Annotated in this window: 29 protein-coding genes and 1 tRNA gene; 20 read left to right on the forward strand and 10 right to left on the reverse strand. The window is 30.1% G+C overall.

Annotated features, from left to right (window positions below):
* The first annotated feature begins 186 nt into the window (after positions 1-186).
* From HALO113_RS14415 to HALO113_RS14425, 3 genes are all read left to right on the forward strand, one after another.
* Positions 187-603 (forward strand): hypothetical protein, encoded by a 417-nt coding sequence (locus tag HALO113_RS14415; RefSeq protein WP_159779796.1) that lies wholly within the window; start codon positions 187-189, stop codon positions 601-603.
* 171 nt (positions 604-774) lie between these two features.
* Positions 775-2376, forward strand: coding sequence for a T9SS type A sorting domain-containing protein (locus HALO113_RS14420; RefSeq protein ID WP_159779797.1), 1602 nt, complete (start codon positions 775-777; stop codon positions 2374-2376).
* A 138-nt stretch (positions 2377-2514) separates the two neighbouring features.
* A complete protein-coding gene (locus HALO113_RS14425; protein WP_159779798.1) occupies positions 2515-2916 on the forward strand; it encodes a DM13 domain-containing protein in 402 nt (133 codons plus the stop codon).
* Between the two features lie 145 nt (positions 2917-3061).
* Here the strand turns inward: HALO113_RS14425 and HALO113_RS14430 are convergent, their stop codons facing one another.
* From HALO113_RS14430 to HALO113_RS14450, 5 genes are all read right to left on the reverse strand, one after another.
* Positions 3062-3436, reverse strand: coding sequence for a VOC family protein (locus tag HALO113_RS14430; RefSeq protein WP_159779799.1), 375 nt, complete (start codon positions 3434-3436; stop codon positions 3062-3064).
* Positions 3437-3526: 90 nt separating this feature from the next.
* Complete coding sequence (locus tag HALO113_RS14435; protein ID WP_159779800.1) at positions 3527-4447, reverse strand: alpha/beta hydrolase; 921 nt, start codon at positions 4445-4447, stop codon at positions 3527-3529.
* Between the two features lie 21 nt (positions 4448-4468).
* Positions 4469-4915, reverse strand: coding sequence for a VOC family protein (locus tag HALO113_RS14440; RefSeq protein ID WP_159779801.1), 447 nt, complete (start codon positions 4913-4915; stop codon positions 4469-4471).
* 34 nt (positions 4916-4949) lie between these two features.
* Complete coding sequence (locus HALO113_RS14445; protein ID WP_159779802.1) at positions 4950-5555, reverse strand: DapH/DapD/GlmU-related protein; 606 nt, start codon at positions 5553-5555, stop codon at positions 4950-4952.
* 125 nt (positions 5556-5680) lie between these two features.
* The gene (locus tag HALO113_RS14450; RefSeq protein WP_159779803.1) at positions 5681-6019 is read right to left on the reverse strand and encodes a helix-turn-helix domain-containing protein; all 339 of its coding nucleotides are present in this window, start codon (positions 6017-6019) and stop codon (positions 5681-5683) included.
* Positions 6020-6130: 111 nt separating this feature from the next.
* On the opposite strand from HALO113_RS14450, the gene HALO113_RS14455 reads away from it, so the two are divergent.
* Complete coding sequence (locus HALO113_RS14455; RefSeq protein ID WP_159779804.1) at positions 6131-7009, forward strand: SDR family oxidoreductase; 879 nt, start codon at positions 6131-6133, stop codon at positions 7007-7009.
* 45 nt (positions 7010-7054) lie between these two features.
* Here HALO113_RS14455 and HALO113_RS14460 read toward each other — a convergent pair whose 3' ends face one another.
* The 4 genes from HALO113_RS14460 to HALO113_RS14475 are packed head-to-tail and all read right to left on the reverse strand — an operon-like array spanning position 7055 to position 9093.
* Positions 7055-7519, reverse strand: a complete 465-nt coding sequence (locus HALO113_RS14460) for a hypothetical protein (RefSeq protein WP_159779805.1) — start codon at positions 7517-7519, stop codon at positions 7055-7057.
* Between the two features lie 48 nt (positions 7520-7567).
* Positions 7568-8263 carry a hypothetical protein gene (locus tag HALO113_RS14465; RefSeq protein WP_159779806.1) on the reverse strand — a complete coding sequence of 232 codons (696 nt, stop codon included), beginning with the start codon at positions 8261-8263 and terminating at the stop codon, positions 7568-7570.
* Positions 8264-8266: 3 nt separating this feature from the next.
* On the reverse strand, positions 8267-8770 hold the full coding sequence (locus HALO113_RS14470) for an SRPBCC domain-containing protein (protein ID WP_159779807.1): 504 nt from the start codon (positions 8768-8770) through the stop codon (positions 8267-8269).
* 8 nt (positions 8771-8778) lie between these two features.
* Positions 8779-9093 (reverse strand): helix-turn-helix transcriptional regulator, encoded by a 315-nt coding sequence (locus HALO113_RS14475; protein ID WP_159779808.1) that lies wholly within the window; start codon positions 9091-9093, stop codon positions 8779-8781.
* A 269-nt stretch (positions 9094-9362) separates the two neighbouring features.
* On the opposite strand from HALO113_RS14475, the gene HALO113_RS14480 reads away from it, so the two are divergent.
* From HALO113_RS14480 to HALO113_RS14555, 16 genes are all read left to right on the forward strand, one after another.
* Positions 9363-10916, forward strand: a complete 1554-nt coding sequence (locus HALO113_RS14480; RefSeq protein ID WP_159779809.1) for a bifunctional response regulator/alkaline phosphatase family protein — start codon at positions 9363-9365, stop codon at positions 10914-10916.
* Positions 10917-10983: 67 nt separating this feature from the next.
* Entirely contained in the window at positions 10984-11397 is a 414-nt protein-coding gene (gene tsaE, locus HALO113_RS14485; RefSeq protein WP_159779810.1) for a tRNA (adenosine(37)-N6)-threonylcarbamoyltransferase complex ATPase subunit type 1 TsaE, read from the forward strand.
* A gap of 106 nt (positions 11398-11503) precedes the next feature.
* Positions 11504-12700 carry an alanine dehydrogenase gene (locus HALO113_RS14490; protein WP_159779811.1) on the forward strand — a complete coding sequence of 399 codons (1197 nt, stop codon included), beginning with the start codon at positions 11504-11506 and terminating at the stop codon, positions 12698-12700.
* A gap of 128 nt (positions 12701-12828) precedes the next feature.
* On the forward strand, positions 12829-13215 hold the full coding sequence (locus tag HALO113_RS14495) for a DUF4258 domain-containing protein (RefSeq protein WP_159779812.1): 387 nt from the start codon (positions 12829-12831) through the stop codon (positions 13213-13215).
* A 129-nt stretch (positions 13216-13344) separates the two neighbouring features.
* A tRNA-Val gene (locus tag HALO113_RS14500) sits at positions 13345-13419 on the forward strand.
* 186 nt (positions 13420-13605) lie between these two features.
* Positions 13606-14841, forward strand: coding sequence for an HD domain-containing protein (locus tag HALO113_RS14505; protein WP_159779813.1), 1236 nt, complete (start codon positions 13606-13608; stop codon positions 14839-14841).
* Between the two features lie 110 nt (positions 14842-14951).
* Positions 14952-15968, forward strand: coding sequence for a UDP-3-O-(3-hydroxymyristoyl)glucosamine N-acyltransferase (gene lpxD / locus HALO113_RS14510; protein WP_159779814.1), 1017 nt, complete (start codon positions 14952-14954; stop codon positions 15966-15968).
* 11 nt (positions 15969-15979) lie between these two features.
* Positions 15980-17368 (forward strand): bifunctional UDP-3-O-[3-hydroxymyristoyl] N-acetylglucosamine deacetylase/3-hydroxyacyl-ACP dehydratase, encoded by a 1389-nt coding sequence (locus HALO113_RS14515; protein ID WP_159779815.1) that lies wholly within the window; start codon positions 15980-15982, stop codon positions 17366-17368.
* A gap of 26 nt (positions 17369-17394) precedes the next feature.
* The gene (lpxA, locus tag HALO113_RS14520; RefSeq protein WP_159779816.1) at positions 17395-18183 is read left to right on the forward strand and encodes an acyl-ACP--UDP-N-acetylglucosamine O-acyltransferase; all 789 of its coding nucleotides are present in this window, start codon (positions 17395-17397) and stop codon (positions 18181-18183) included.
* A gap of 28 nt (positions 18184-18211) precedes the next feature.
* Positions 18212-18772, forward strand: coding sequence for an elongation factor P (gene efp, locus HALO113_RS14525; protein ID WP_159779817.1), 561 nt, complete (start codon positions 18212-18214; stop codon positions 18770-18772).
* A gap of 74 nt (positions 18773-18846) precedes the next feature.
* Complete coding sequence (locus HALO113_RS14530; RefSeq protein ID WP_159779818.1) at positions 18847-19788, forward strand: UDP-3-O-(3-hydroxymyristoyl)glucosamine N-acyltransferase; 942 nt, start codon at positions 18847-18849, stop codon at positions 19786-19788.
* Positions 19778-20140: a nuclear transport factor 2 family protein gene (locus tag HALO113_RS14535; protein ID WP_159779819.1), complete on the forward strand. Its 363-nt coding sequence runs from the start codon at positions 19778-19780 to the stop codon at positions 20138-20140. Before HALO113_RS14530 ends, HALO113_RS14535 begins: the two co-directional genes overlap by 11 nt.
* A 93-nt stretch (positions 20141-20233) precedes the next feature.
* Positions 20234-21106: a succinate--CoA ligase subunit alpha gene (sucD, locus tag HALO113_RS14540; protein ID WP_159779820.1), complete on the forward strand. Its 873-nt coding sequence runs from the start codon at positions 20234-20236 to the stop codon at positions 21104-21106.
* A gap of 176 nt (positions 21107-21282) precedes the next feature.
* Positions 21283-22029, forward strand: coding sequence for a 3-oxoacyl-[acyl-carrier-protein] reductase (fabG, locus tag HALO113_RS14545; protein ID WP_159779821.1), 747 nt, complete (start codon positions 21283-21285; stop codon positions 22027-22029).
* Between the two features lie 70 nt (positions 22030-22099).
* The gene (locus HALO113_RS14550) at positions 22100-23743 is read left to right on the forward strand and encodes a hypothetical protein (RefSeq protein WP_370519387.1); all 1644 of its coding nucleotides are present in this window, start codon (positions 22100-22102) and stop codon (positions 23741-23743) included.
* 175 nt (positions 23744-23918) lie between these two features.
* Positions 23919-24125, forward strand: coding sequence for a hypothetical protein (locus HALO113_RS14555; RefSeq protein ID WP_370519388.1), 207 nt, complete (start codon positions 23919-23921; stop codon positions 24123-24125).
* On the opposite strand, the gene HALO113_RS14560 is transcribed toward HALO113_RS14555, so the two are convergent.
* Positions 24117-26208, reverse strand: a 2092-nt coding sequence (locus HALO113_RS14560; RefSeq protein WP_236554737.1) for an LTA synthase family protein, incomplete at its 5' end; no start/stop codon positions are given. The two genes, HALO113_RS14555 and HALO113_RS14560, sit on opposite strands and share 9 nt — an antisense overlap.

Raw genomic sequence — 26208 nt, forward strand, 5'->3', positions numbered from 1 at the left:
TAAATAATAAGTAAAAAAAATATTAAAATCATATTGTTGTAATTTAAAGAAAACGAAGATTTTTAAGTTGCTATTTTTTTATGAATTAAGATTAAATTTTAAATAACTATTTGTTAATCTAGTTTTTAAATATCTCATTTTATATTTTGTAATTTTGAAATGGTACAAACAAACAATATTTTTAACATGAAAAATTTAAGAAACATTTTAGCTACTTTAACTATTATGCTATTAATCTCTTGCGACAAAGATGATGCAATTCAAAATGAATCAAATTTGGGAGATTTAAAAAAGACGACAACTACTGCTAAGACTTCTCAAGTGTATTTTGATGTTTACATTAAATTAGTAACTCAATCGGGTCAGGAAATTCCAGCGAGTACTTTACCAGGTTATGGAGCAACTAATTTAGATACTGGAGACTTCTATTTTGATTCCCCTTACGAACCAGGTCTTTTTGAAAGTTTGCCAGTAGGAACCTATCGTTTTATTGCTCGCGATGGGTATTGGGATGGTGCATCTTCCGCAATTGTAGAGGTAACTCCTGAAAATGAAGAGCCAGAAGGATGGATTTATGCAACTTTACGTTACTGGTCTGAATAGATTTTATCTTTTATTAATTCAATGCTTAAGAGGACTATATAATAGTCCTTTTTTTGTTTTTCATAAAAATAAAAAACGGTAAATCCCCTTGCAGAATACCGTTAAACAACGCTAAATTATTTTTTTATGGTATGCTAATTTTGCCACTGTAAACAAATAAATTTTATACCAATGAAAAAAATTATTTTAGTATTCGCTTTTATTACTTCGCTAAGTATGCAAGCACAACCGTATCAACTTATTAATGGAGGTTTTGAGACAATTTATGGCACACAACCTACTGCAACTGCCAATTATTATGGCTTTAAACAGGGGAATTTAGGTCCGAGCTGGTATGCTTATACAGGTTCTGCTAGATCTGAAGATACAGGTTTTATGCAAATAAATGCAGCATCAGGTAACCGTTTTGCCCATGCTTATCACAAGGTATTTCACGATGGTCAATGGAATCGTCATGGACAAACTTTCTTTATGTATTACCCTATGGCACAAGGTCAAACTTATACGGTAAGTTTTAAGATGCAAACTAAAGGAACTTTTAGTCATTTTTATGTAATAGCAACTAACGATATTTCGCCAAATCATAGTATAAATACAACACAAGCAATGGATTTAAATATTTCCAATAATCCTACAACGATGTTTCCAAATAACAATATCCAAATTGTAAAAAATGTAATGTCTCCATCAGTAGGAGGGTGGACAACAGTGACTTTTTCCTACACAGCCTCTCAAAATTACAACCAATTGCTATTTATACCTTATATAGATATTAATACTTCCAATTTAACAACGAGACATTTAGATTTTTATTTGGACGACGTAAGTATTACAAGTGGAGGAAATCCTAGTAATTTAGGTCCATGCAAATTGAATTTAGCTTTAAACGGACAAAATTCAGATACAAATCCTGCAATTATGATTTGTAGTGGAGAAACTGTTAATTTAGATGCTACAGGAACTGTGGACACTTATTTACCGTTAAGTTACTTTATTGAAATTCATAAAGTAGATCCTAATGGAGGTATTGGATCGCAATGGGTTAATAATTGGTATGCTGGATTACCTTCCGACCAAATAATCAATCTATCAAATTTATATGCTAGTTTAGGTAATTATAGTTTTACCGCAGCAGAAGGAACTACAGCCACTTATGAAGTAAAATTAGCGATCTTCTCCTGTGCTAATAACGCATGGATTGAAAAAACGCAACAAATTATAGTTAATGGTGGACCAAGTTATAATTTTGGGCTTAATCTAATTAACCAAGTGGGTCAAACAGCAACTAGAAAAGTAAAAGGATTAGTACCTGGTAATTATATTTATAAATGGTATGTAGGGACAACTAATTCTGGAAGTGTAATAAGCACTTCTGATCAAATTCAAGTGACAAAAACTGTCGCTGGTTCATATCCTTATACCGTAGAAGTAACCAATTTATCTACAGGATGTACAACTGTGAAAACAACAACCATTCAGTTTATTGATTTAGTCGTAATTGATCCTATTAAAGAGAAAGGCTTTGGGAGAATGAGTGCTAATAGTGAAAAAAATACACTTTTTACCGTTTACCCTAATCCTGTACGTACAAATCTTACTTTAAGAACCAAAGAAAAATTCGATAGAATTACTATTTTAGACAGTAACGGAAGAATAGTTTTAGAAACAAAAGAAGCAGAAATTAATGTAAATTCATTAGCGAATGGCTTATACATTATAAAAGTATTACATAATGAATCTGAAATTTATACAGATAAATTTATTAAAGAATAATAAACATCGGTTTTATTTTTTTGGTTTGTTTTACAGTTGCAATAAAATTGCAACTGTTTTTTTATTTATGTTAGTTGGCTAACATTCCTAAACCATCGAGATAAGTATTTTTACTCCATAATTTTTAATTTAATAGCTATGTTTCAGAAAATAATTTTAGTTATAGCCATTTTTTTTACACTTTCATGTAGTAAAGATGATACGCCATCGACAACCAATAATAATAATGCTGACTTGTTTGCTACGGGAGAATTTGTACCCACATCTGGGATAACAGTTACAGGTAAAGCTACTATTTATAAGAATGCTACACAAAAATATGTGGCTTTAGAAAACTTTAGTATTTCTTCTGGTCCCGATTTAAAGGTATATCTTTCTACTACAGTAAGTCCTGATACATTTATCAATTTAGGAGATTTAACAACTGCCACTACCTATGCCATTCCTCAGGCAACAGATTTAGAAATATATAAATATGTATTAATTCATTGTCAAACACACAATCATTTGTATGCTGTGGCATCTCTAAATACGTTTTGATGAATAGAAATATTATAATACTTTCTTAATCAAATAGTACACCACAATAAAAACGATAATTGTACCAAAACAACCAAATTTTGTTTTTTTTGCTGCAAAGAGAGCACCAAAGAATGCGATTAAATTTTTCATGCCATTTTATTTATTATAATTGAAATTCAGGATTGTAAATTAGCCCAATTAAATTATTCCAAGGATCTTTTACAGTAGCTACAACAATTTCTCCACCCACATTTTCAGGAACTTCAAATCCTGTAGCACCATTTGCAATAAAAAAATGATAGGTTTCTTCAACATTTTCCACACCCCAATAACAACTTACATTTGGTGTTTTTTCCGATTTTAATTCTTCGGGTTGTAAACCTAATTCGTAACCTCCAATATTGAATCCAATATAGTAAGGTGCGTCAAAATAGGGTTGGGTTTGAAATACTTTACTATACCATGCTTTGGCTTCTTGTAAATGAGCAGGACTAATTTTGTAAATTACAGTACGAAGTCCGAGAATTTTGTTTTTCATGTTTAATTATTGGCTAATTTTATTTTTACTAAGATAATTAAAATTTGAAATGCTATTGATTACAAAATTCTGGTATATGATTTCATAATTTTAATTTTTCTCAATAAAAGCCATAACTTTATCAAAATAGATTTTACCACCCACTTTCCAAACATTTAAATGATTGGCCTGATTTATTTCTAAGAATTCTTTTTGTGAACTAGGAATTGCCGCATAGTTTTCTTTAGCATATTGAATATGGATTCTTTGGTCTTGGTTTCCATGAACTAATAATATAGGTTGCGTTATCTTTTCACAATAGGCAATAGGTTTAGCCTCTTCAGGGTTAAAATCGGCTATTTTTCCAGCACGATGCACTAAATAATGGGTGAGTGGTTTAAAATTAAAACCCAAATGAAATTGAAAATAATCATGTGTAATCGTTTCAAAATCGGTAAACGTACTTTCAATAATACCAAAAGCAATCCTTTTATCATTGCCCAGAGCTTGTAACCCAATAGCACCACCTAAAGATTGCCCCCAAACGCCAATAGGAGTTGTTATTTTTTCTTTTTCAACTAAGTAATCAACTAATTTTGAAATGTCTTTTTTCTCTTTTACTCCAAAAGTACAATGTGTACCACCACTTTGCCCGTGTGCTCTTAAATCTACTGCAACCGCATTATAACCTAATAATGACAAGTGTTGACTTAATGCTACAAAATGTTCCTTTCGTGAACGAATGCCATGTAGTAAGATAATTGTCCCTTTGGTAACAGGTAAATTAGAATAGGTTAAATAGCATGATATCGTAGTATCATCAAAAGAAGTAATTTGGAATTCTTTTCCTTGTAATGAAGTATTTTGAAAACTATCTTTTGTTTGAGGCGGTTGTTTTCTTTTGAAGCTTTCAATTAGCGGATTTTTAATTTCTGTAATAAATCTGGGCACATAAAAATGCAAAAAGAGGAAACCTAGAAGAAGAAATAGTAGAATGCTAATGCGTAAATAGTTTCTTTTTTTGTGCTTCATTGTTTTTATTTGAGTAAAGTTTTAATTTATTTTTTCGGCTAAACCAATAAGTAAACCTTCAACCCCACGAATGTAGCATAAACGGTATATTTCACCATATTGAACAACTTCTCCTACAATGGATGCTTCATATTTTGTGAGCCTTGATAACAATTCGTCTAAATTATCTACTCGAAACATGACACGCAAATAACCTAAAGAATTGACAGGTGAATTTCGATGATCTGAAATGATTTCAGGGGTAATAAATTTGGATAATTCTAAACGACTATGGCCATCTGGTGTAATCATCATAGCAATTTCTACTAATTGATTTTTTAAACCAGTAACTCGACCCGACCATTCACCCTCAACTATTGTGCGTCCCTCTAGTTGTAATCCTAATTCGGTAAAGAAAGCTATAGCATTATCTAAAGAGGCTACTACAATACCCATATTGTGCATTTCAATAAGATTACTTCTATTCATTTTAAATATCTTGAAGGGTTAGATTTTCTTGAAACTATTTTAACTGTTCTATAAGTTCAAGTCTCTTTACAACACTATTTTTTTCTAAAATTGTTCCTGGTGATAAAACGGCATTGGCACCTATTTTAGAATTATCACCAACTAATGAACCAAATTTTTCCACTTTAGTATCGATAATTTGATCCTTATATTGAACAAAAATACGCTTGTTTTTTCTTTCATTGTAATGATTAGCACATATAGAACCGGCTTCAAAATTGATTCCTTCACCTAAAATGCTATTTCCAATATAATTAAAATGAGCGACTGCTGTATTATTTAATAGTATAGATTGTTTAATTTCTGAACCAGGTCCTATTGTAACTGTTTTGCCTAAAAAAATAGGTCCTCTTAGATAGGCATGTGCGCCTAAAAAACAATTTTCAGAAAGAATAATTGTCCCTTTTAAAATTACTCCAGATTCAATCGTAACTGTTTTATGTATAGCAATGTTATTTTCTATTTTATAATCATCACCTAATGTCTTTATGTAATCTATTAATAAAGCTTCCAAATTGGTAACAATTTCCCACGGTTGTAAATCTTTTTCTTTTATAAAAGTCAATTTATTTGAATCAATATATTCTGTAATATTTATCATGGTTTAATGATATTCAGTTTATTAAAAAATAAAAAAATAAAATTATAATATATGAAGTTATTAACTTTAAAATATATTATTTCAAATATACCTAATTAGTTTATTAATAAAGATACTTTAACCTATTATTCACGTCTATTAAATATATTTTCAATACCCCATTTTTCCATAGCTTCCAAAACTGGAGCCATACTTTTACCCAATTCGGAAAGGGAATATTCCACTCGTGGAGGTGTTTCATTAAACTGTTCTCTAATAATCAAATTATCTTGTTCTAACTCTTTCAATTGATCTGTTAATACTTTCCTTGAAATTGTGGGTATTCGAGCAGCAATTTCTCCAAATCTTCGTGTTTCGGAACGCAAACAATATAAAATCACGGGTTTCCATTTACCACCAATTAATGCTAACATAGCGCTTACCGGACAATTAATTTCTACCTTTTTTTCTTCTTTAGTTACCATTTTGTTACTACTATTATTACAGTTACCTTTTTGTAACCTGTTACTTTTTAAAACTTTTATTAGTTACTTTGTGTAACAAATGTAATAGTAATAATTATAAATACAAAAAAAATGATTTTAATAACAGGCGCAACAGGCAATTTTGGTCAAGCAACTCTTTCTTCTTTATTAAAAAAAGGGATTCCACCTAATGAAATTTTGGCTTTCGTACGAAATGAGGCATCAACAAAAGAGTTCAAAGAACTAGGTATAGGAACTGTACAAGGCGATTATGATGATTATACATCGCTTACCAAAGCATTTGCAGGTGTGGATAAACTTTTATTTATTTCTGGAAACGATATCGCAAATCGCTTACAACAACACATAAACATTATTAATGCTGCTAAAGAAGCAGGAGTGAAGCACATTGTTTATACCAGTTTTCAACGCAAAAATGAAACTGCTTCTTCACCACTTTGGGCAGTTGCTCATTCTCATCTAGAAACTGAAAAAGCATTAAAAGAAAGTGGTCTTACTTATACGATTTTAAAAAACAACTTGTATATGGATTTCTTACCTGGATTTATAGGTGAAAATGTGTTAGAAAGCCAAACTATTTTTGTTCCTGCAGAACAAGGCAAAATTAGTGCTGTATTGCGTTCAGAAATGGCAGAAGCAGCAGCCAATATTTTGAGTTCGAATGGACATGAAAACAAAGAGTATGATTTTACCAATACAGAAGCTATATCATATAATGAAATTGCTACACTTATTTCTAAAGCCACAGGAAAAAACATTCAATATGTTTCACCTTCGCCCGAGGTATATGAAAAAACATTAAGTAGTTATGGAGTTCCTGCAGAAGTAGTGGGTATATTTACCAGTTTTGCAGTGGGTCAAGCCCAAGGCGAATTAGATAAAGTAAGTACCGATTTAGAAAATATTTTACAAAGAAAGCCCATATCTGTACAAAACTTTATAGAAAAAACATACGCTTCTCGAGTTTAATTTAATTTTTGAATGCTACAGGACTAAGTGTGGAATGATAAATACTTAGTCCTTGCTTCTATTATTTTTTAATAAACTAATAAAGTTTGGTACAACAGCAAATAAGATACTTGTTCCAATTATTGTTCCATAATCTATAGTATTCCAATGTATTTTTCGAATTCCATCATTACACGCAGTACATTGAGACAATTTTAAATGAGCATCTAATGATGCAATTCCTATTAAAAAAAGCATAAAAATGATTAAACTAGCTATTAAGTTGAGTAAAATTTGTTTGGCTTTTAAATTGTAATTATCAACCTTCAATATAACAAAGGCTACCCCAAAAGTAAAATAATAATAGTTATTCAAAAAAAGATAGAAATTTTTCCCTACAAAAATAATTTTATGCGAAGTAGATACAACAAAAATAGTTTGAATGCTGTGTCTAAAAAAGCCTTCAGTAAGAAATGCGACTAGAACTCCTAGAGTAAAGGCAAATAAAGAAAATAGGATTTTTTTAAGCATTATATTTCGTGTTAAGAATTAAATAATGGTAGAAAACTCTTAAAAATTTTAAAAAGGAATCGCAATAAACCTGTCTTTGTAAATCCCTTTTTCTATTACCCAAACTATTACATAACTTCCGGCACCATCACTGTTCATGGTTTCTATATATAACGATTGATTCGTTGCATCATGATAAACTCTTGTGGTTGTTAGATTAGGTTCGTATAAATTTGAGATACCATTATTTGGAACTTTTGTTGTAACACCGTCTATCGTTATACTAATACTTTTATAAGCACGTTTCGGTAAATTACCATCAGTACCATACGATTCTTTGTCATCTATTTTTTCAATTAGACTTGGATAATCTTTAAAATAGGTATAACTATGGTTACTTTTAACAAAAGGTGCTGTAGTTATTTCTATAGAAAGGACGCCTTTGGAAAAAATGATTCGGTCATTGTCTACAATTGTTTGGGGAATACTTGGAAGAGATGATAAACTTACAACTCTATTGTAGTACACATATCCGTAATGTTCTGCATTGTCTTTTTTATAGGTAATGTAGACCCAATTTCCTTCTGGACCAAAATGACTAATTACTGTACCATTGGAAACTTTATCTATAATATTATTAGAAATTTCTTTAGAACTGCGTACGTTAACATAGCCATCAATATCTTTTATGATGGCAAATTCAAATTCTTGGGAATAACATAAAGAAATAGTAAATAAGAATAAGAGCAAATAATTATTTTTCATCGTTTACTTATTTTCAAAATAGTCATCTAAATTAGAAAGTGCCATACTGAAGCCTTCTTGGAAACCTAATGCAATGATTTTTTCTAAATCTTCTAAACTTTCATATTGAGCTACTATGCTAACCATAGTGGTATTATTATCGGTATTTTCTATAAAAGTATTCGTCCACTGGGTTCTTGGCATTTCATTGGATACCTTTCCTTCTTCATCACAAAAGGCATCTAAACCCGTAAAACTGTGTAAAGTAATAATCTTTAAATAATCATTTTTACACCAATGGTATTCGTTTTCAGGACTTTTCATCGCATATAACCAAGTACCACCTTCTCTAAAATCCATTGATTTTGTGATCGTTTGATATGGTTTTGGTGCCCACCATAAATCTAAGATTTCAGGTTTTGTCCATGCATCCCAAGTGTTTTGTAAGTTTGCATTAAATGCTCTTTTTACGTTAACCGTATTGTTTTCTTTATTGATTGTAAAATCAAAGGTTAATTTTGTTTCCATATTGTATTTTATTTGTTTTTTAATTTATTTAATACTTCATCTAATTGGTTGAATCGGGTTTCCCATAGCGCTCTATACTGTGCTAGCCATTGATCAATTTCCTTCATTTTTTCAAGTTGTAAGGAATAATATATTTCTCTTCCTTGTTGTTCTTGTTTCACAAGTTCACATTCTGTAAGAATGCGTAAATGTTTTGAAATAGCTTGTCGTGTGGTATTGAAATTTTCTGCAATGGCATTAGGTGTCATGGCATGGATTGCTATCAATGAAATAATAGCTCTTCTTGTAGGGTCTGCTATGGCTTGAAAAACATCGCGTCTCATTTTATCTTAATTAAGAAACTAATTGGTTGCAAATATAAATGCAACTATTCGGTTTCACAAATTTATTTGCATTTTTATTTAATCTTTAAGAAATCAATGGAGTAGGTAATTATTAAAATAAATTGACTATTTAAAAATTGCTTCTTTATAAATCATTTCTCATTACATTTTTTAGGAAAGGTTAAAATTCCTAAAAAATGATTTTTTTTATACAATTTTTAATACAATACTCGTTTATTAAATAGTAAATTGCAAAAAAATTCAAATAAATGAACAAAATAAAAATTCTTTGGGTGGATGATGAAATTGATTTATTAAAACCCCATATACTTTTTTTAGAAAAGAAAAATTACGAAGTAACCACTTGCAACAATGGACAAGATGCGATTGATTTATTCGATGAAAATACTTTTGATATAGTTTTCCTGGATGAAAATATGCCGGGATTAAGTGGTTTAGAAACCCTATCAGAAATAAAAGAAAAAAAATCTTCTGTTCCAGTAATCATGATTACCAAGAGTGAAGAAGAATATATTATGGAGGAGGCAATTGGTTCTAAAATAGCTGATTATTTGATAAAACCAGTGAATCCAAATCAAATTCTATTAAGTTTAAAAAAGAATTTGGATCATTCAAGATTAATTTCGGAAAAGACAACTTTAGATTATCAAAAAGAATTTCGAAAAATTGCGATGGATATGGCTATGGTTCGAACATTTGAGGATTGGGTGGAACTTTACAAAAGGCTAATATATTGGGAAATGGAATTGGAAAATATTTCAGACCAAGGCATGGTGGAAATTTTGGAAAGTCAGAAAACTGAAGCTAATGTGCAGTTTGGAAAATTCATTGAACGAACGTATGAAGATTGGTTTGAAGAAAATGAGGACAAACCTATCTTATCGCATAAACTGTTTGGTGAATTAGTAGCTCCTGAAATTAGAAAAAAGGACAAGCCTATTCTTTTTGTTGTTATTGATAATTTACGTTACGATCAATGGAAAGCATTTGAAGGAATAGTAAATAATCATTACCGTTTAGAAAGAGAAGTCAGTTATTTTTCCATCTTACCAACAGCAACACAGTATGCAAGAAATGCAATTTTTTCTGGATTAACTCCTTTAGAAATGGAAAAAAAGTTTCCACAATATTGGAAAAATGACGTGGATGATGGAGGTAAAAATTTATATGAAGGAGAATTTTTAACGGAACAATTAAAACGTTTAGGATTAAATATTAAACAAGAATATTATAAGATTACCAATTTTAAAGATGGTAAAAAGTTGGCTGAAAATTTTAAAGCCTTAAAATCAAATGATTTAACTACAATAGTTTATAATTTTGTGGACATGCTTTCTCATGCTAAAACAGAGATGGAAGTTGTAAAAGAATTAGCCGCAGATGATAAAGCCTATCGTTCATTAACCATGAGTTGGTTTAAAAATTCTCCTTTGTTAGATATTATTCAACAAGCACAAAAACAAGGTTTTAGATTAATTATAACCACCGATCATGGTACTATTAATTGCAAAAACCCATCGAAAGTAATAGGGGATAAAAATACCAGTTTAAATTTGCGTTATAAAACAGGTAGAAGTTTAACATACGAAGATAAAGACGTGTATGCTGTTAAAGATCCTAAAAAAATAGGTCTTCCCGCATTAAATATGAGCAGTTCTTTCATATTTGCAAAAAACGATTTATTTTTAGCCTATGTAAATAACTTCAATCATTATGTAAGTTATTATAGAAATACGTATCAACATGGTGGTATTTCTTTAGAAGAAATGATTATTCCATTTTTAGTTTTAGAACCAAAATAAAATAAAAACTACAGGTTCTGAGTTTTTATCAGAATCTGTAGTTTCTTTAATAAAAACTGCTATAAATATGACAATTAACTTTACTCTAGATGAAATTCAAGAGACAGTAAAACAACTATTAGCTACGCCAAACCTTAAGAAAGTAATTACTTTTCATGCCCAAATGGGTGTGGGAAAAACCACATTAATAAAAGAATTAGTCAAACAACTGGGTGTTAAGGATAATTCTAGTAGTCCTACATTTTCATTAGTAAATGAATATGAAACTCAAAATGGAGAAACTATTTATCATTTCGATTTATATCGTTTAAATAGTGAGGAAGAAGCCTATGATATGGGTATAGATGAATATTTTTATTCTGGAAATTGGTGTTTTATAGAATGGCCAGAAAAAACACCTAATTTAATTCCTATAGACCATGCAAGTATATTTATGAAATTAAATTCAAATGGTTCTAGAGAATTAATTTTAAAGAATTAAGAGTAGGATAGAAGCTGTTTTTTATCTTCTTAAAATTACTTTTTATCATTTCTTTTTTTAAATTTTAAAAATATTCCTAAATTGGCTCAACTTTACACAAATAAACATGTCAACTTTTAGTCCGTTTTCAAAAATGCAATTGCTTCCACAAGAAGAGAAATTGGAAATTACTAAACATAAAAGCGAATTATTTATTGGAATTCCTAAAGAAACCTCTTATCAGGAACGACGTATTTGCTTAACTCCAGATGCTGTAAGCTCCATGACATCGCATGGACATCGTGTTATGATTGAAGCAGGAGCAGGAGAAAGTTCAAGTTATTCCGATAAAGAATATTCAGATGCAGGCGCAGAAATAACTAACGATCCCAAGAAAGTATTTAGCTGTCCTATTATTCTAAAAGTAGAACCCGCTACATTGCCAGAAATTGAAATGATGAATCCTCAAACGATTATTATTTCTGCTATCCAGTTAAAAACGCAGCGCAAAGCCTATTTTGAAGCTTTAGCAACAAAAAGAATTACAGCTTTAGCTTTCGAGTTTATAAAAGATGAGGATGGCTCATATCCTGCAGTTAAATCTTTATCTGAAATTGCGGGTATAGCTTCTATCCATGTAGCTGCCGAATTAATGATCAATCAAAATATCGGTAAAGGATTACTTTTTGGAAATATTACCGGTGTTCCTCCTACAGAAGTCGTTATTTTAGGTGCAGGTACAGTTGCAGAATATGCAGCTCGTACGGCTTTAGGTCTTGGCGCTAGTGTAAAAGTTTTCGACAATTCGATTACAAAATTAAGACGCTTACAAAACACCCTTAATCAAAGAATTTTTACTTCTACCATTCAAGAGAAATCATTATTAAAAGCCCTAAGAAGATGCGATGTAGCTATAGGTGCTATGCGTGGTAAAAACCGAACCCCTATTGTGGTTACCGAAACAATGGTGGAACATATGAAAAAAGGGGCTGTTATTGTAGATGTTAGTATCGATACGGGAGGTTGTTTTGAAACCTCTGAAATAACTACCCACGAAAAACCAACATTCATTAAAAACAATGTTATTCATTATTGCGTTCCCAATATTCCTTCTCGATATTCAAAAACAGCATCGTTATCAATAAGTAATATTATTACTCCATTCTTACTTCAAATTGCCGATGATGGTGGTATTGAAAGTGCTATTCGTTGCAATAGAGGCCTAAAAAACGGCATTTATTTTTATCACGGTTTATTAACCAATAAATCTATTGCCGATTGGTTCAATCTGGAACATAGAGATATCAATTTAATTGTTTTTTAGGGCATTTCCTCGTTTTCTAATGAACGAGGTCGCGCTATGCATTCTATCTTTTATCCTTTGCAGGATAAAAGGATGCCATTCCTATCGCTAATGCGAACCAAAACCTTATATTTGCAAAAAATTAAACAATGAGATTAAAATATAAATTAGCCTATTATTTATTCGGATTATTATTAGGTGTATTTTTTGTTATTAAATTTTTAGGAGCTAAAGCAGAAGCCAAAGGAGTTGAGTTTTGTTATTTACCTAATTGTCGTGTTTTAAAAGATTTGAGAAGTAAACCTTTGGAAATTTCATCAGATGCAAAAACTATTTTAGCTCAAGAATGGATCAATTTAGATGATGTAAAAGCAACATTAAAATATGGAGATGTTGATTTTTCAAAAAGTAATAAGCCCTATAAAAACGGTAAAATGTATTTAGTAGAAGGCAAAACAACTCATAATGAAGAGATTAACATTACTATGGTAAATTACCCTTCTAAAGTGGTTTTAGAAAAGATTGAAAAAAAATAAAAATTTTATAAAAAACACTTGCAGATATAAATAAAGCTTGTATATTTGCACTCGCAAACAAGTTCAAAGAACACCTTTACTAAATAAAGTAATGTGAGTTAATAGAGAAATAACGGTTGCGATTTATTGGGGCGATTAGCTCAGCTGGTTCAGAGCACCTCGTTTACACCGAGGGGGTCGGGGGTTCGAACCCCTCATCGCCCACAAAATTAAATCCTACAGAAATGTAGGATTTTTTGTTTATAATGCCTTTTAGTAGAAAATACAATTTAATTCATTCTCCTTATTGATATAATTATTCAAGATTGCCTTCTTTAAAATATTAATTAAAAAAGCAATATGTGTTACTAAACGCAAATGTTCTATATTTGTTATAAATTTTTTTAATTCGTGAACCCTACAAATAAGCTTAAAATATTCAATGATCCTATTTATGGATTTATAACCATACCAAATACATTAATATACGATTTAATCCAACATCCTTATTTTCAAAGATTAAGACGTATTTCCCAAATGGGAATGACTTATTTGGTTTATCCAGGAGCACATCATACTCGTTTTCATCATGCTTTAGGTTGCTTGCATATTATGCAAAAAGCAGTACAAACATTAAAATTTAAAGAAGTTTCTATCTCGGAAGAAGAGGAAAACGCCTTATACATTGCTATTTTATTACACGATATAGGACACGGACCCTTTAGTCATGCCATGGAGCATAGTATTGTAGAAGATGTACATCATGAACAACTCTCGTTACTATTTATGGAACAATTGAATAAAGAATTTAACGGACGTTTATCTTTGGCAATTCAAATTTTTAAAGGAGAATATCATAGAAAATTCATGCTGCAGTTAATTTCTAGTCAATTAGATATGGATCGGATGGATTATTTAAGACGTGATAGCTTTTATAGTGGCGTAGCAGAGGGAAATATTAATAGCGAACGTCTAATTCAAATGATGAATGTTCAAGACGACCAATTGGTTATTGAGGAAAAAGGGATCTACTCAGTTGAAAAATTTTTAGTTGCAAGAAGATTAATGTATTGGCAAGCCTATTTGCATAAAACATCGGTTATTGCAGAATTAATTCTTACAAAAATTTTAAAAAGAGCAAAAGAACTGACACATAAAAAAGAAGAGTTAGAATGTAGCAAACCGTTGCAGTTTTTTATGAAAAACAAAGTTGAGCTTGCTCAATTTACACCACAAATATTAAATACTTTCTCTCAGTTAGATGATTATGATGTGTTGAGTGCTATCAAAAATTGGCAATTTCATCATGATTTTGTTTTAGCAGAATTGTGTAGAATGATTATCAATCGTGATTTATTAAAAATAAGAATGGTAGAGGATAAGCCTACAAATGAAATGCTTGAACCTTATAAAGCTGCTTTTTTAAAATTACATCCCTTATCTGAAAAAGAAATTGACTATTTTGTTTTTAAAGGGAAAATAAAAAATCAAGCTTATAATAAAGAAAGTGAACCTATTAGAATATTAAAAAAGGATAAATCTGTAGAAGATGTAGTTCAGGCATCAGACCAACTTAATTTGAAAGCTTTATCAAAACCAGTGACAAAATATTTTATATGTTTTCCAAAAGTAACATTAGAAGCATAAGTATTTAATTTAATTTTATATTTTTGTCAAGATGAAATGGAGTCAAATAAAATGACATTACATGATTTTATATTTCTAATATAAAAAGATGGATAACTTAATAGATATTAATGAAATTTACAGCAGAACAAATAGCAGGAATTTTAGAGGGTGAAGTTGTAGGTAATCCTAATGCAGAAGTTTCTAAACTTGCAAAAATAGAAGAAGGTAGTGAAGGTTCTTTAACCTTTTTAGCCAATCCTAAATATATCAGTCATATTTATACTACTAAGGCAACAATTACTATTGTTAATAAAACCTTTGTACCAGAACAAAATATTACTACTACACTTATAAAAGTCGAAGATGCATATAAATCTTTCTCGAAGTTATTAGAATATTACAATCAAGTAAAATTGATGAAATCGGGAATAGAACAACCTTCTGTAATTTCTGATGATGTGGTCTATGGAGAAGGATTATATCTAGGTAGTTTTTGTTATATTGGCAAAAATGTTTCCATTGGTAACAATGTGAAGATTTATCCGAATAGTTTTATTGGAGACAATGTTGTTATAGGTGATAATTGTGTGTTTTTTGCTGGTGTACGCATTTATTCAGAAACAGTAATAGGTAATAATTGTACCTTACATTCTGGAACAATTATTGGTTCTGATGGTTTTGGATTTGCACCTCAAGAAGATGGAACGTATCAAAAAGTTCCACAAATAGGTAATGTTATTATTGAAGATAATGTAGAAATTGGTGCTTGTACTACAATAGATAGAGCAACATTAGGGTCAACTATCATTAGAAAAGGAGTTAAATTAGACAATCAAATTCAGATTGCACATAATGTTGAGATTGGTGAAAATACAGTTATAGCTTCTCAAACAGGAGTTGCAGGTTCAACAAAAATAGGTAAGAATTGTATGATTGGCGGACAAGTTGGTATTGTTGGCCATATTACTATAGGAGACAATGTTAAAGTTCAAGCACAATCCGGAATAGGAAAGAGCTTACAAGATGGAGAAGTAGTTCAAGGAACTCCAGCATTTAATTATTCAGATTTTACGAAATCATATGTTCATTTTAAGAACCTTCCTAAAATTGTATCAGAAATAGACAAAATAAAGAAAAACAATTAATTTAAGAAATCATGGTTAAACAGAAAACCATTGCAAACGAAGTTTCATTAAAAGGTGTAGGTTTACACACTGGGCAATTAGTTGAAATGACTTTTAAACCAGCTCCAATAAATAATGGTTTCACATTTGTAAGAGTTGATTTAGAAGGTCAACCTATTATTGAAGCTGATGCTAACTATGTGGTAAATACACAAAGAGGTACAAACCTTGAAAAGCGTGGTGTAATGATTCAAACTCCAGAGCATGTTTTAGCGGCTCTTGTAGGTTGTGATTTAGATAATGTCATCATTGAATTAAATGCTTCTGAACTTCCTATAATGGATGGTTCGTCAAAATATTTTGTGGAAGCTATTGAAAAAGCAGGAATAGAAGAACAAGAAGCTGAAAGAAAAGTATATGTTGTAAAAGAAGTAATCTCTTATTTAGACGAAGCTTCAGGTAGCGAAATAACAATCATTCCAAGTGATAATTATACGATAACAACAATGGTAGATTTTGGTACTAAAGTTTTAGGAACTCAAAATGCTACTTTAAAAAGTATTGATGAATTTAAAATAGAAATTGCTGATTGTAGAACTTTTAGCTTTTTGCATGAACTAGAATCGTTGTTAAATAACGGTTTAATCAAAGGAGGCGATTTAAATAACGCTATTGTATATGTAGATAAAGAGATTTCTGCAGATACTATGGAAAATTTAAAAAAAGCATTTAACAAAGAATCAATTTCTGTTAAACCAAATGGTATTTTAGATAATCTTACCTTGCATTATCCTAATGAGGCAGCAAGACATAAATTACTAGATATCGTAGGTGATTTAGCTTTAATTGGAAAAAGAATACAAGGTAAAGTAATTGCAACAAAACCAGGACATTTTGTAAATACTCAGTTTGCCAAGAAACTCTCAAAAATAATCAAAATTGAAGAGAGAAATCAGGTCCCTGTTTATGATTTACATAAAGAACCTTTGATGGATATCCATCAAATTATGAGAATGTTACCTCATAGACCACCATTTTTATTAATTGATAAAATTTTAGAGCTAACCGAATCGCATGTTGTGGGACTCAAAAATGTAACAATGAATGAACCTTTCTTTGTTGGGCATTTCCCAGATGCACCAGTTATGCCTGGTGTATTAATTGTTGAAGCAATGGCTCAAACAGGAGGAATACTAGTCCTTAGTACAGTTCCAGACCCCGAAAATTATTTAACTTATTTTATGAAAATTGATAATGTTAAATTCAAACAAAAAGTTTTACCAGGAGATACTTTAGTTTTTAAATGTGATTTAATTGCTCCTATTAGAAGAGGTATCTGTCACATGCAAGCAAATGCTTATGCTAATGGTAAATTAGTGGCAGAAGCGGAGTTAATGGCTCAGATTGCAAAAAAACAATAAAGAAATTATTTTAAAATAAGAATAATATGAATCAACCTTTAGCATATGTACATCCAGGAGCTAAAATAGCAAGAAATGTTGTTATTGATCCTTTCACAACTATACATAATAATGTAGTCATAGGAGAAGGAACCTGGATAGGATCAAATGTTACGATTATGGAAGGTGCAAGAATAGGTAAAAACTGTAATATCTTTCCAGGAGCAATTATTTCTGCGATTCCACAAGATTTAAAATTTGGAGGAGAAGATTCTTTAGCCATTATTGGTGATAATACCACTATTAGAGAATGTGTAACTATCAATAGAGGTACTATAGCGTCAGGTCAAACGAAGATTGGCGACAATTGCTTAATTATGGCAACGGCACATATTGCACACGATTGTCATATAGGTAATAATGCTATTATAGTTAATGGTGTTGCTCTAGCGGGTCATGTTACAATAGGGGATTATGCTATTATCGGAGGATTAGCTGCTATACATCAATTTATTTCTGTAGGAGAACATGCAATGGTTTCAGGGGGTTCTTTAGTAAGAAAAGATGTACCTCCTTATACAAAAGCAGCAAAAGAACCTTTATCTTATGTGGGTATCAACTCGGTAGGTTTAAGAAGAAGAGGTTTTACTACAGAAAAAATTAGAGAAATTCAGGATATATATAGAATTTTATATCAAAAAAACTTCAATACAACCCAAGCGCTAAGCATTATCGAAGCCGAAATGGAAGCAACACCAGAGAGAGATGATATTATACAATTTATCAGAAACTCATCAAGAGGTATAATGAAAGGTTATACAGGAAATACGATTTAAGAAAGTTATTTAAATTAAATATATAAAAATGGCAAGTACAGCAGATATCAGAAATGGACTTTGTATTAAATACAATCATGATATTTATAAAATTATTGAGTTTTTACATGTAAAACCAGGAAAGGGTCCTGCATTTGTAAGAACAAAATTGAAATCATTGACAAATGGTAAAGTGTTAGATAATACATTTTCTGCAGGACATAAAATCGATATAGTAAGAGTAGAAACACATACTTTTCAATATTTATACGCTGAAGGAAATGATTTTCACTTTATGAATACGGAAACTTTTGAACAAATTACCTTGAATAGAGATGTTCTAGATGCTCCCGATTTATTAAAAGAAGGAGAAAGTGTAATGGTTCAAATCAACACAGAAACAGATATGCCTCTATCAGTAGATATGGCAGCTTCTGTAGTTTTAGAAGTAACTTATACTGAGCCTGGTGTAAAAGGTAATACTGCTACAAATGCTACAAAACCTGCTACAGTTGAAACGGGCGCTACAGTAAATGTCCCTCTTTTTATTAATGAAGGAGATAAAATTAAAATTGACACTGCTTCTGGTAAATACATGGAGCGTGTATAAATAGTAATTAGTAATTAGTGAATAGTTTGTAGTAAAAAACTATTCACTATTCACTTTAAACTAATCACTACAATATGAAATTTCCAAAAGTATATACACTTAAAGAAATTGCTACTATTATTAGTTGCAATTTCGTAGGACAAGAAGATTTTCCAGTTTTAGGAATGAATGAAATTCATGTAGTTGAAAATGGAGATATCGTTTTTGTTGACCATCCAAAATACTACGATAAAGCACTTGAATCTGCAGCAACCATCGTTTTAATCAATAAGGAAGTTGCATGTCCTGAAGGAAAAGCACTGTTAATTTCTGATGATCCTTTTCGGGATTTCAATAAATTGTCTAACCATTTCCGACCTTTTACCAATGCTTCTGTATCCATCTCAAATTCTGCTATTATAGGGGAAGGAACGATAATACAACCCAATTGTTTTATAGGTCATCAGGTAAGCATTGGAAAAAACTGTATCATTCATTCTAATGTTTCTATTTATGACAATTCTGTCATTGGTGATAATGTAATTATTCATGCTGGAACAATTATTGGAGCCGATGCTTTTTATTACAAAAAGCGTCCAGAAGGATTTGATCAACTTCTTTCTTGTGGAAGAGTAGTCATAGAAAATAATGTGGGTATTGGTGCTTTATGTACTATAGACAAAGGCGTTACTGGAGATACTACTATAGGTGAAGGAACAAAAATTGATAATCAAGTACATGTGGGCCATGATACCGTTATTGGCAAAAAATGTTTAATTGCGGCACAAGTGGGTATAGCTGGTTGTGTCATAATTGAAAATGAAGTAACATTATGGGGTCAAGTAGGAACAACAAGTGGGATAACTATTGGTTCTAAAGCAGTTGTTATGGGACAAACGGGAATTACAAAATCAATAGAAGGTAATAAAACCTATTTTGGAACTCCAATGGAAGAGTCGCGTGAAAAATTAAAGCAATTAGCAAACATTAAAAAAATTCCGCAAATTTTAGATAAATTAAAAGAAAATGACAAATAAAGAAAAAGTTCAAAAATTTTATCTCGAAGATGGTATTAGGAATGTAGCTGCTTTACAGCAAATTCTGCATGATGATGTAATGTTAGAATGGATTAGTTCTGATGGAGTTTTGCAATTATCGAAACAAGCAATACTGGATTTGGCATCAGAATTAAAGAAAAATTATGAAATTTCATCTATTGAAATTACGCACATAATCGAAGAAAACAATACAGTTGTAGTAAAATACAACCAGAAAATGGCTACTATTGAAAATCCTTCCGAATTAATTGCTATTGCTAAATTTATAGTAATATGGGAATTTTTAGATAATAAGTTATTTAGAGGATATCAAATCAGTCAACCTTCATAATTTTAAAAAAATAAAACATAAAAAGTAACAGTTTTTTTTACAAAAAACTTACTTTTGCAACACAATTTAAAAAAGTAATATAATAATCATATCATGAGTGTTCTAGTAAATAAAGATTCAAAGATAATTGTTCAAGGTTTCACAGGAAGTGAAGGAACTTTCCACGCTTCTCAAATGATTGAATATGGTACAAATGTGGTAGGTGGTGTTACTCCAGGAAAAGGAGGAAGTACTCATTTAGATAAACCAGTTTTTAATACAGTTCAAGAAGCTGTAGAAAAAGCGGGTGCAAATACATCAATTATTTTTGTTCCACCAGCTTTTGCTGCTGATGCAATTATGGAAGCTGCAGATGCAGGAATTAAAGTTATTATTTGTATAACTGAAGGTATTCCAGTAGCAGATATGATTAAAGCATACGATTATATTAAGTCAAGAGACTGTCGTTTAGTAGGACCAAACTGTCCTGGAGTAATTACTCCAGAGGAAGCAAAAGTAGGTATTATGCCAGGTTTTGTATTCAAAAAAGGAAAAGTAGGTATTGTTTCTAAATCGGGTACTTTAACTTATGAAGCAGCTGATCAAGTGGTAAAACAAGGTTTAGGAATTACTACAGCTATTGGTATTGGTGGTGATCCAATTATTGGAACGACTACTAAAGAAGCAGTAGAACTATTAATGAACGATCCAGAAACTGAATGTATCATCATGATTGGTGAAATTGGAGGTCAATTAGAAGCGGATGCAGCTCGTTGGGTAAAAGCAGACGGTAACCGCAAACCAGTTGTAGGTTTTATTGCAGGTGAAACGGCTCCAAAAGGTAGAACTATGGGACATGCTGGTGCAATTGTTGGTGGAGCTGATGATACAGCAGAAGCTAAAAAACGTATCATGAGAGAAAATGGTATTCATGTGGTAGATTCTCCAGCTGAAATCGGTAAAAAAGTAAAAGAAGTTTTAGGATAAGCTTACAGCTAAAAAAATATGCCTCCAAAATTAACATTAGTTTTGGAGGCAATTTATTTGATACTAACAATATTTAAATATATAATCATAAAAAGTTACTCAAAAACAATTTTTAAATGCATTTTTATAAACTTTAAATAATTAATATATTTGAATTCAAATTTTAAGAAACAAAGATGAAATTATTAGAAGGTAAAGTAGCCATAATAACAGGTGCTAGTAGAGGTATAGGAAAAGGAATTGCAGAAATTTTTGCAAAAAACGGAGCTAATGTTGCATTTACATATAGTTCTTCAGCTTCATCAGCACAAGAATTAGAAAATGAATTAAATGCTTTAGGTGTTAAAGCTAAAGGATATCAATCTAATGCAGCTGATTTTAATGAAGCTCAAAAATTAGTTGATGATGTATTAACTGATTTTGGTACCATAGATATCTTGATTAATAATGCTGGAGTTACAAAAGATAATTTATTAATGAGAATGAGTGAAGAAGATTTTGACAAAGTGGTTGAAATCAATTTGAAGTCTGTATTTAATATGACTAAAGCCGTTCAAAAAACAATGCTTAAAAACCGTTATGGTTCTATCATTAATATGAGTAGTGTAGTTGGTGTTAAAGGAAATGCTGGACAGGCAAACTACGCAGCTTCAAAAGCGGGTATGATTGGGTTTACAAAGTCTATTGCTTTGGAATTAGGTTCAAGAAATATTCGTTGTAATGCAATTGCACCAGGTTTTATTGAAACGGAAATGACAGCTAAATTAAATGAAGATGTGGTAAAAGGATGGAGAGAAGCTATCCCATTAAAAAGAGGTGGTTCACCTGAAGATGTTGCAAACGTGTGTGTATTTTTGGCATCAGATATGAGTGCATATGTAACAGGTCAAGTTATTAATGTTGACGGTGGAATGTTAACCTAGTTCATTTCAGAAAGGATAGCTATTTTATCAAGCTATCATTAAAAATAACTCTGAATACTAAACACTTTCTATGACTACTAGTACTATTTTACTTCTTATTTTATCAGTATTTATAGCTACTGGTTTATCATATTATCAATATTTTTATAAAGCTAAAAGCAAATCGAAAATGTATTTGCTTTTAGCTTTTTTACGCTTTTTAAGCTATTTTGGAATTTTTTTATTATTGATTAATCCAATTTTATCGAATAAATCTTTGGAAATTGTAAAGACTCCTTTACCAATTATTATAGATAATTCAGAATCGATAAAAGAATTAGGTGGTGCACAACTGAATCCAAATTTGCATGAAGAAATAATTAATAATAAAAAGATTAAAGAGCAATATGATATTCAATTATATACTTTTGACAAAGATTTTACACATAACGGAAAAATTGATTTTTCTGGTAAACAATCATTAATTGATAATGTTGCCAAAAACTTAAAACAAATTTATAGAAATGTAAATTATCCCATTTTACTTTTTTCTGATGGGAATCAAACTCAAGGAAATGATTATGCCTATAGTTTTTCTAATAATACAAAAGTATATCCAATTGTAATAGGAGACACAACTACAGTATTTGATTTAAAAATTAACGAAATCAATGCTAATAAATACACGTTTTTAAAAAATAAATTTCCTGTTGAAGTTTTTGTACAATATAATGGAAAGCAAAATTTGACAGCTCATTTTTCAATTTCAAAAGGTAATCAAGCAGTATTTAAAAGAAATATCAATTTTACTCCTAATCAAAAGGTCCAATCGATATCTGTATTATTAGATGCAACAGCAATAGGTGTTCAAAAATACACAGCAACGATTATTTCTTCTCAATCTGAAAAGAATAAGAGTAATAATACTAAAAATTTTGTTATAGAAATTATTGATCAGCGTACAGAAATAGCTTTAGTAACCGATATAATTCATCCAGATTTAAGCGCTCTAAAAAGAAGTATTGAAGTTAATGAACAACGTAAAGTAAGCATTGTTAATCCTAAAGAAATTAAAGAGTTATCAAAATACAACTTACTTATTTTTTACCAACCCAATATTGCTTTTAAACCGGTTTTTGAAGCAAATAAAACTGCTCAAATCAATTCTTTTATAATAACTGGAACAAATACAGATTTTACTTTTTTGAGTGGGTATCAAAATGATTTTGCATTTAGGATTTCACCACAAAAAGAAGACTATTTTGCATCTTACTCTTCCGATTTTAATCTTTTTTCCCAAGATGATATTGGTTTTGAAAATTTTTCTTCTCTAGAAAATAAATTTGGAACTATTACTCCCAAAGAAAATGCAAAAACTTTACTGAACGCTAGTATTCGAAATATTCCTACTGGAAATCCGCTATTAACTTTTTTTGAAGATGGTAAAAAAAGAAGAGGTTATTTATTTGGAGAAAATATTTGGAAATGGAGAATGGAAAATCATATAAAGAAAAAATCTTTTGATGATTTTGATTTATTTACAGACAAATGGATACAATTCTTAACTACTAACAACTCCAAAAAATCTCTAGAAGTAGATTATAAATCATTTTATAATGAAGGAGAAACATTTGAAATTACAGCTCAATTCTTCAATAAAAATTTTGAATTAGATGAAAATGCTCAGTTAAATATTATTTTAATTAACAAAGAAACAAAAGCTAAAGACATATAATTTTTTAAAATCCAATATCGATTATAAAGTAGAATTTGATAATCTAGAAAAAGGTAATTATAGTTTCACTGTATCTGAAAAAAATACGGGCGCTTCCTTTTCTTCTACATTTGAAATACTTGAGTTTGATAGTGAAAAACAATTTGTAAATCCAGATTTATTAAGATTAGAACAGTTGGCAACAAATACTTCGGGTAAATTATTTTTTCCTAATCAAATTTCAGATCTTACAAAAACATTGCTTTCAAATACAGAATATTTACCTATTCAAAAAGAAATAATCACTAAGAAACCATTAATTGATTGGAAACTATTATTAATCTTAATCGTTGCATTTCTTTCTTTAGAATGGTTTATAAGAAAATATAACGGACTATTGTAATGGTTGATATTTTTTATTTTTAAGTGCATAAGATGCACTTTGATAATACGAAATACTTTCTTTAATTAAGCTAGTATCCAATTGTTTTTTTGGAATCTCTTCATAATACAATTGAAATTCATCATATTTTTTATCAGAATTCATCAATTTTAAATCAAATTGTTTGTGCTTTTTTACAGGTGAAAGAATGGTCAGAACATTATTCTTGATATAACCTAAATCTTGATAAGTCGCAATAAATGCTCTTGGATCATAATTAGATTGGAACACATCTTGACCAAAAAATTTACTTTTATAATTAAAATGCAACAAGCCAAAAAGGGTTGGCATTAAATCTATTTGTGAAACTAATTTTGTTTCATGTTTAGGTTTGATAAAGCCAGGAGAAAAAATCATCGCAGGTATTCTATATTTATCTATTGGCAATTCTGTTTTTCCCGAACTTGAAGCACAATGATCGGCAACAATAACAAAAACAGTATTCTTAAACCATGTTTCTTTTTTTGCCATTGAAAAGAATTCACGTAAAGCATAATCAGTATATTTTACACCTCCTTCTCTTGTTTTTGAATCATTAGGAATGTCTATTTTACCTTCAGGATAAGTAAATGGTCTATGATTACTAACCGTCATCCAATGATTAAAAAAAGGTTTACCCATTTTAGCTTCTTCATTCATAACAGCAATTGCTTTTTTTGCCATATCGCCATCACAAACCCCCCAAATGTTAGAAAAAGTTATTTCTTTCTTTGAAAAAGAGCTCTTATCAATTATATCATAACCATTACCTGAAAAAAAATCTTTCATATTATCAAAATAAGCATCACCACCGTATAAATATTTTATTTGGTATCCTTTAGATTTAAAAACACATCCAGTAGAAAATTTATTTTTATTATCATGTCTTTTAACTACACTTTCGCCTGGTGTTGGAGGAATACAAAGAGTAACAGCTTCTAATCCTCTTACTGTTCTATTTCCAGTGGCATATAAATTTGAAAAAACTAAACTTTTCTGAGCAATTGAGTCTAAAAAAGGAGTTAAGTTATCCGAATTTCCATATAATTTCATAAATTCTGCACTTAAACTTTCAATTGTAATAAGAACTACATTTTTTTTAATTTCAAGGGAATCCTGACTGATAGTTCTTATAATGTCATTTTCAGAAGTAGAAGAAATCTTTCTTTTTAATTGAGCTAAAGCTTTTTTATCATCAATAGTATCATAATAAGTATAATAATCTAATTCACTATTTTTAAATGCTTTATAGAATTTATATATTCCGTTTGCTTGTAATTCATTGGTAAAGACGTTTTTTGAATTTTCAAGGTTACTTAAACCAGGAATTGCATATATGGAAATCATAAAGAAAACCAAATAAACACAAGCAATCTTTATTTTGTTTTTCATTGAGGGCAAATTTTCTAAATACTGTTTAGTCTTTTTCACCATTATATATGTTATACATATTGTCAATAGACCTATCAAAGAAAATAAAGGAATCACTGGATAAGATTCTATAATGTTTCCAATAACAGTATTGGTATAAACCAAATAATCAACGGCTATAAAATTATATTTAACACCAAATTCATTCCAAAAGAAAAACTCGCTAACCGCATTTTGTATAATAATTAAAATAAATAGGAAGAGTGTGAAAGAATAAATAGCCAAACGAATAGGCCTTCTCCATTTAGGTAAGAAAACTAATAATCCTATTAAAAGTGTTTTTAATCCCACAAAAATTATCCCAATTTCAGGTAAAACACCTCCATATTCATTTAAAATAGATTGCCCAGATAAGATATAAATAAATAAAATTGCGTAAATTGAAAACAAAATATAACCCCAAGGTCTTTCTAATTTTGAATTTGATAAAAAGAGAAGATAAATCCATAAAAATAAACTCGCAATGAAAAAAATAAAAATATCGGATAGCGTTCCAAAAAGAAATACTTTTATTATTTCTAAAAATGTAAAAGAGGATTGTGTAATAGGGTGAAAAATGAGTATAAATCTTAAAATGAAATTCATTAAAAGATAAAAAACAATGAGATATTTAAAAGGGGCAAGGTATTTGTTC

The organism is Flavobacterium sp. 9AF (genome assembly GCF_902506265.1).
Taxonomy (GTDB): domain Bacteria; phylum Bacteroidota; class Bacteroidia; order Flavobacteriales; family Flavobacteriaceae; genus Flavobacterium.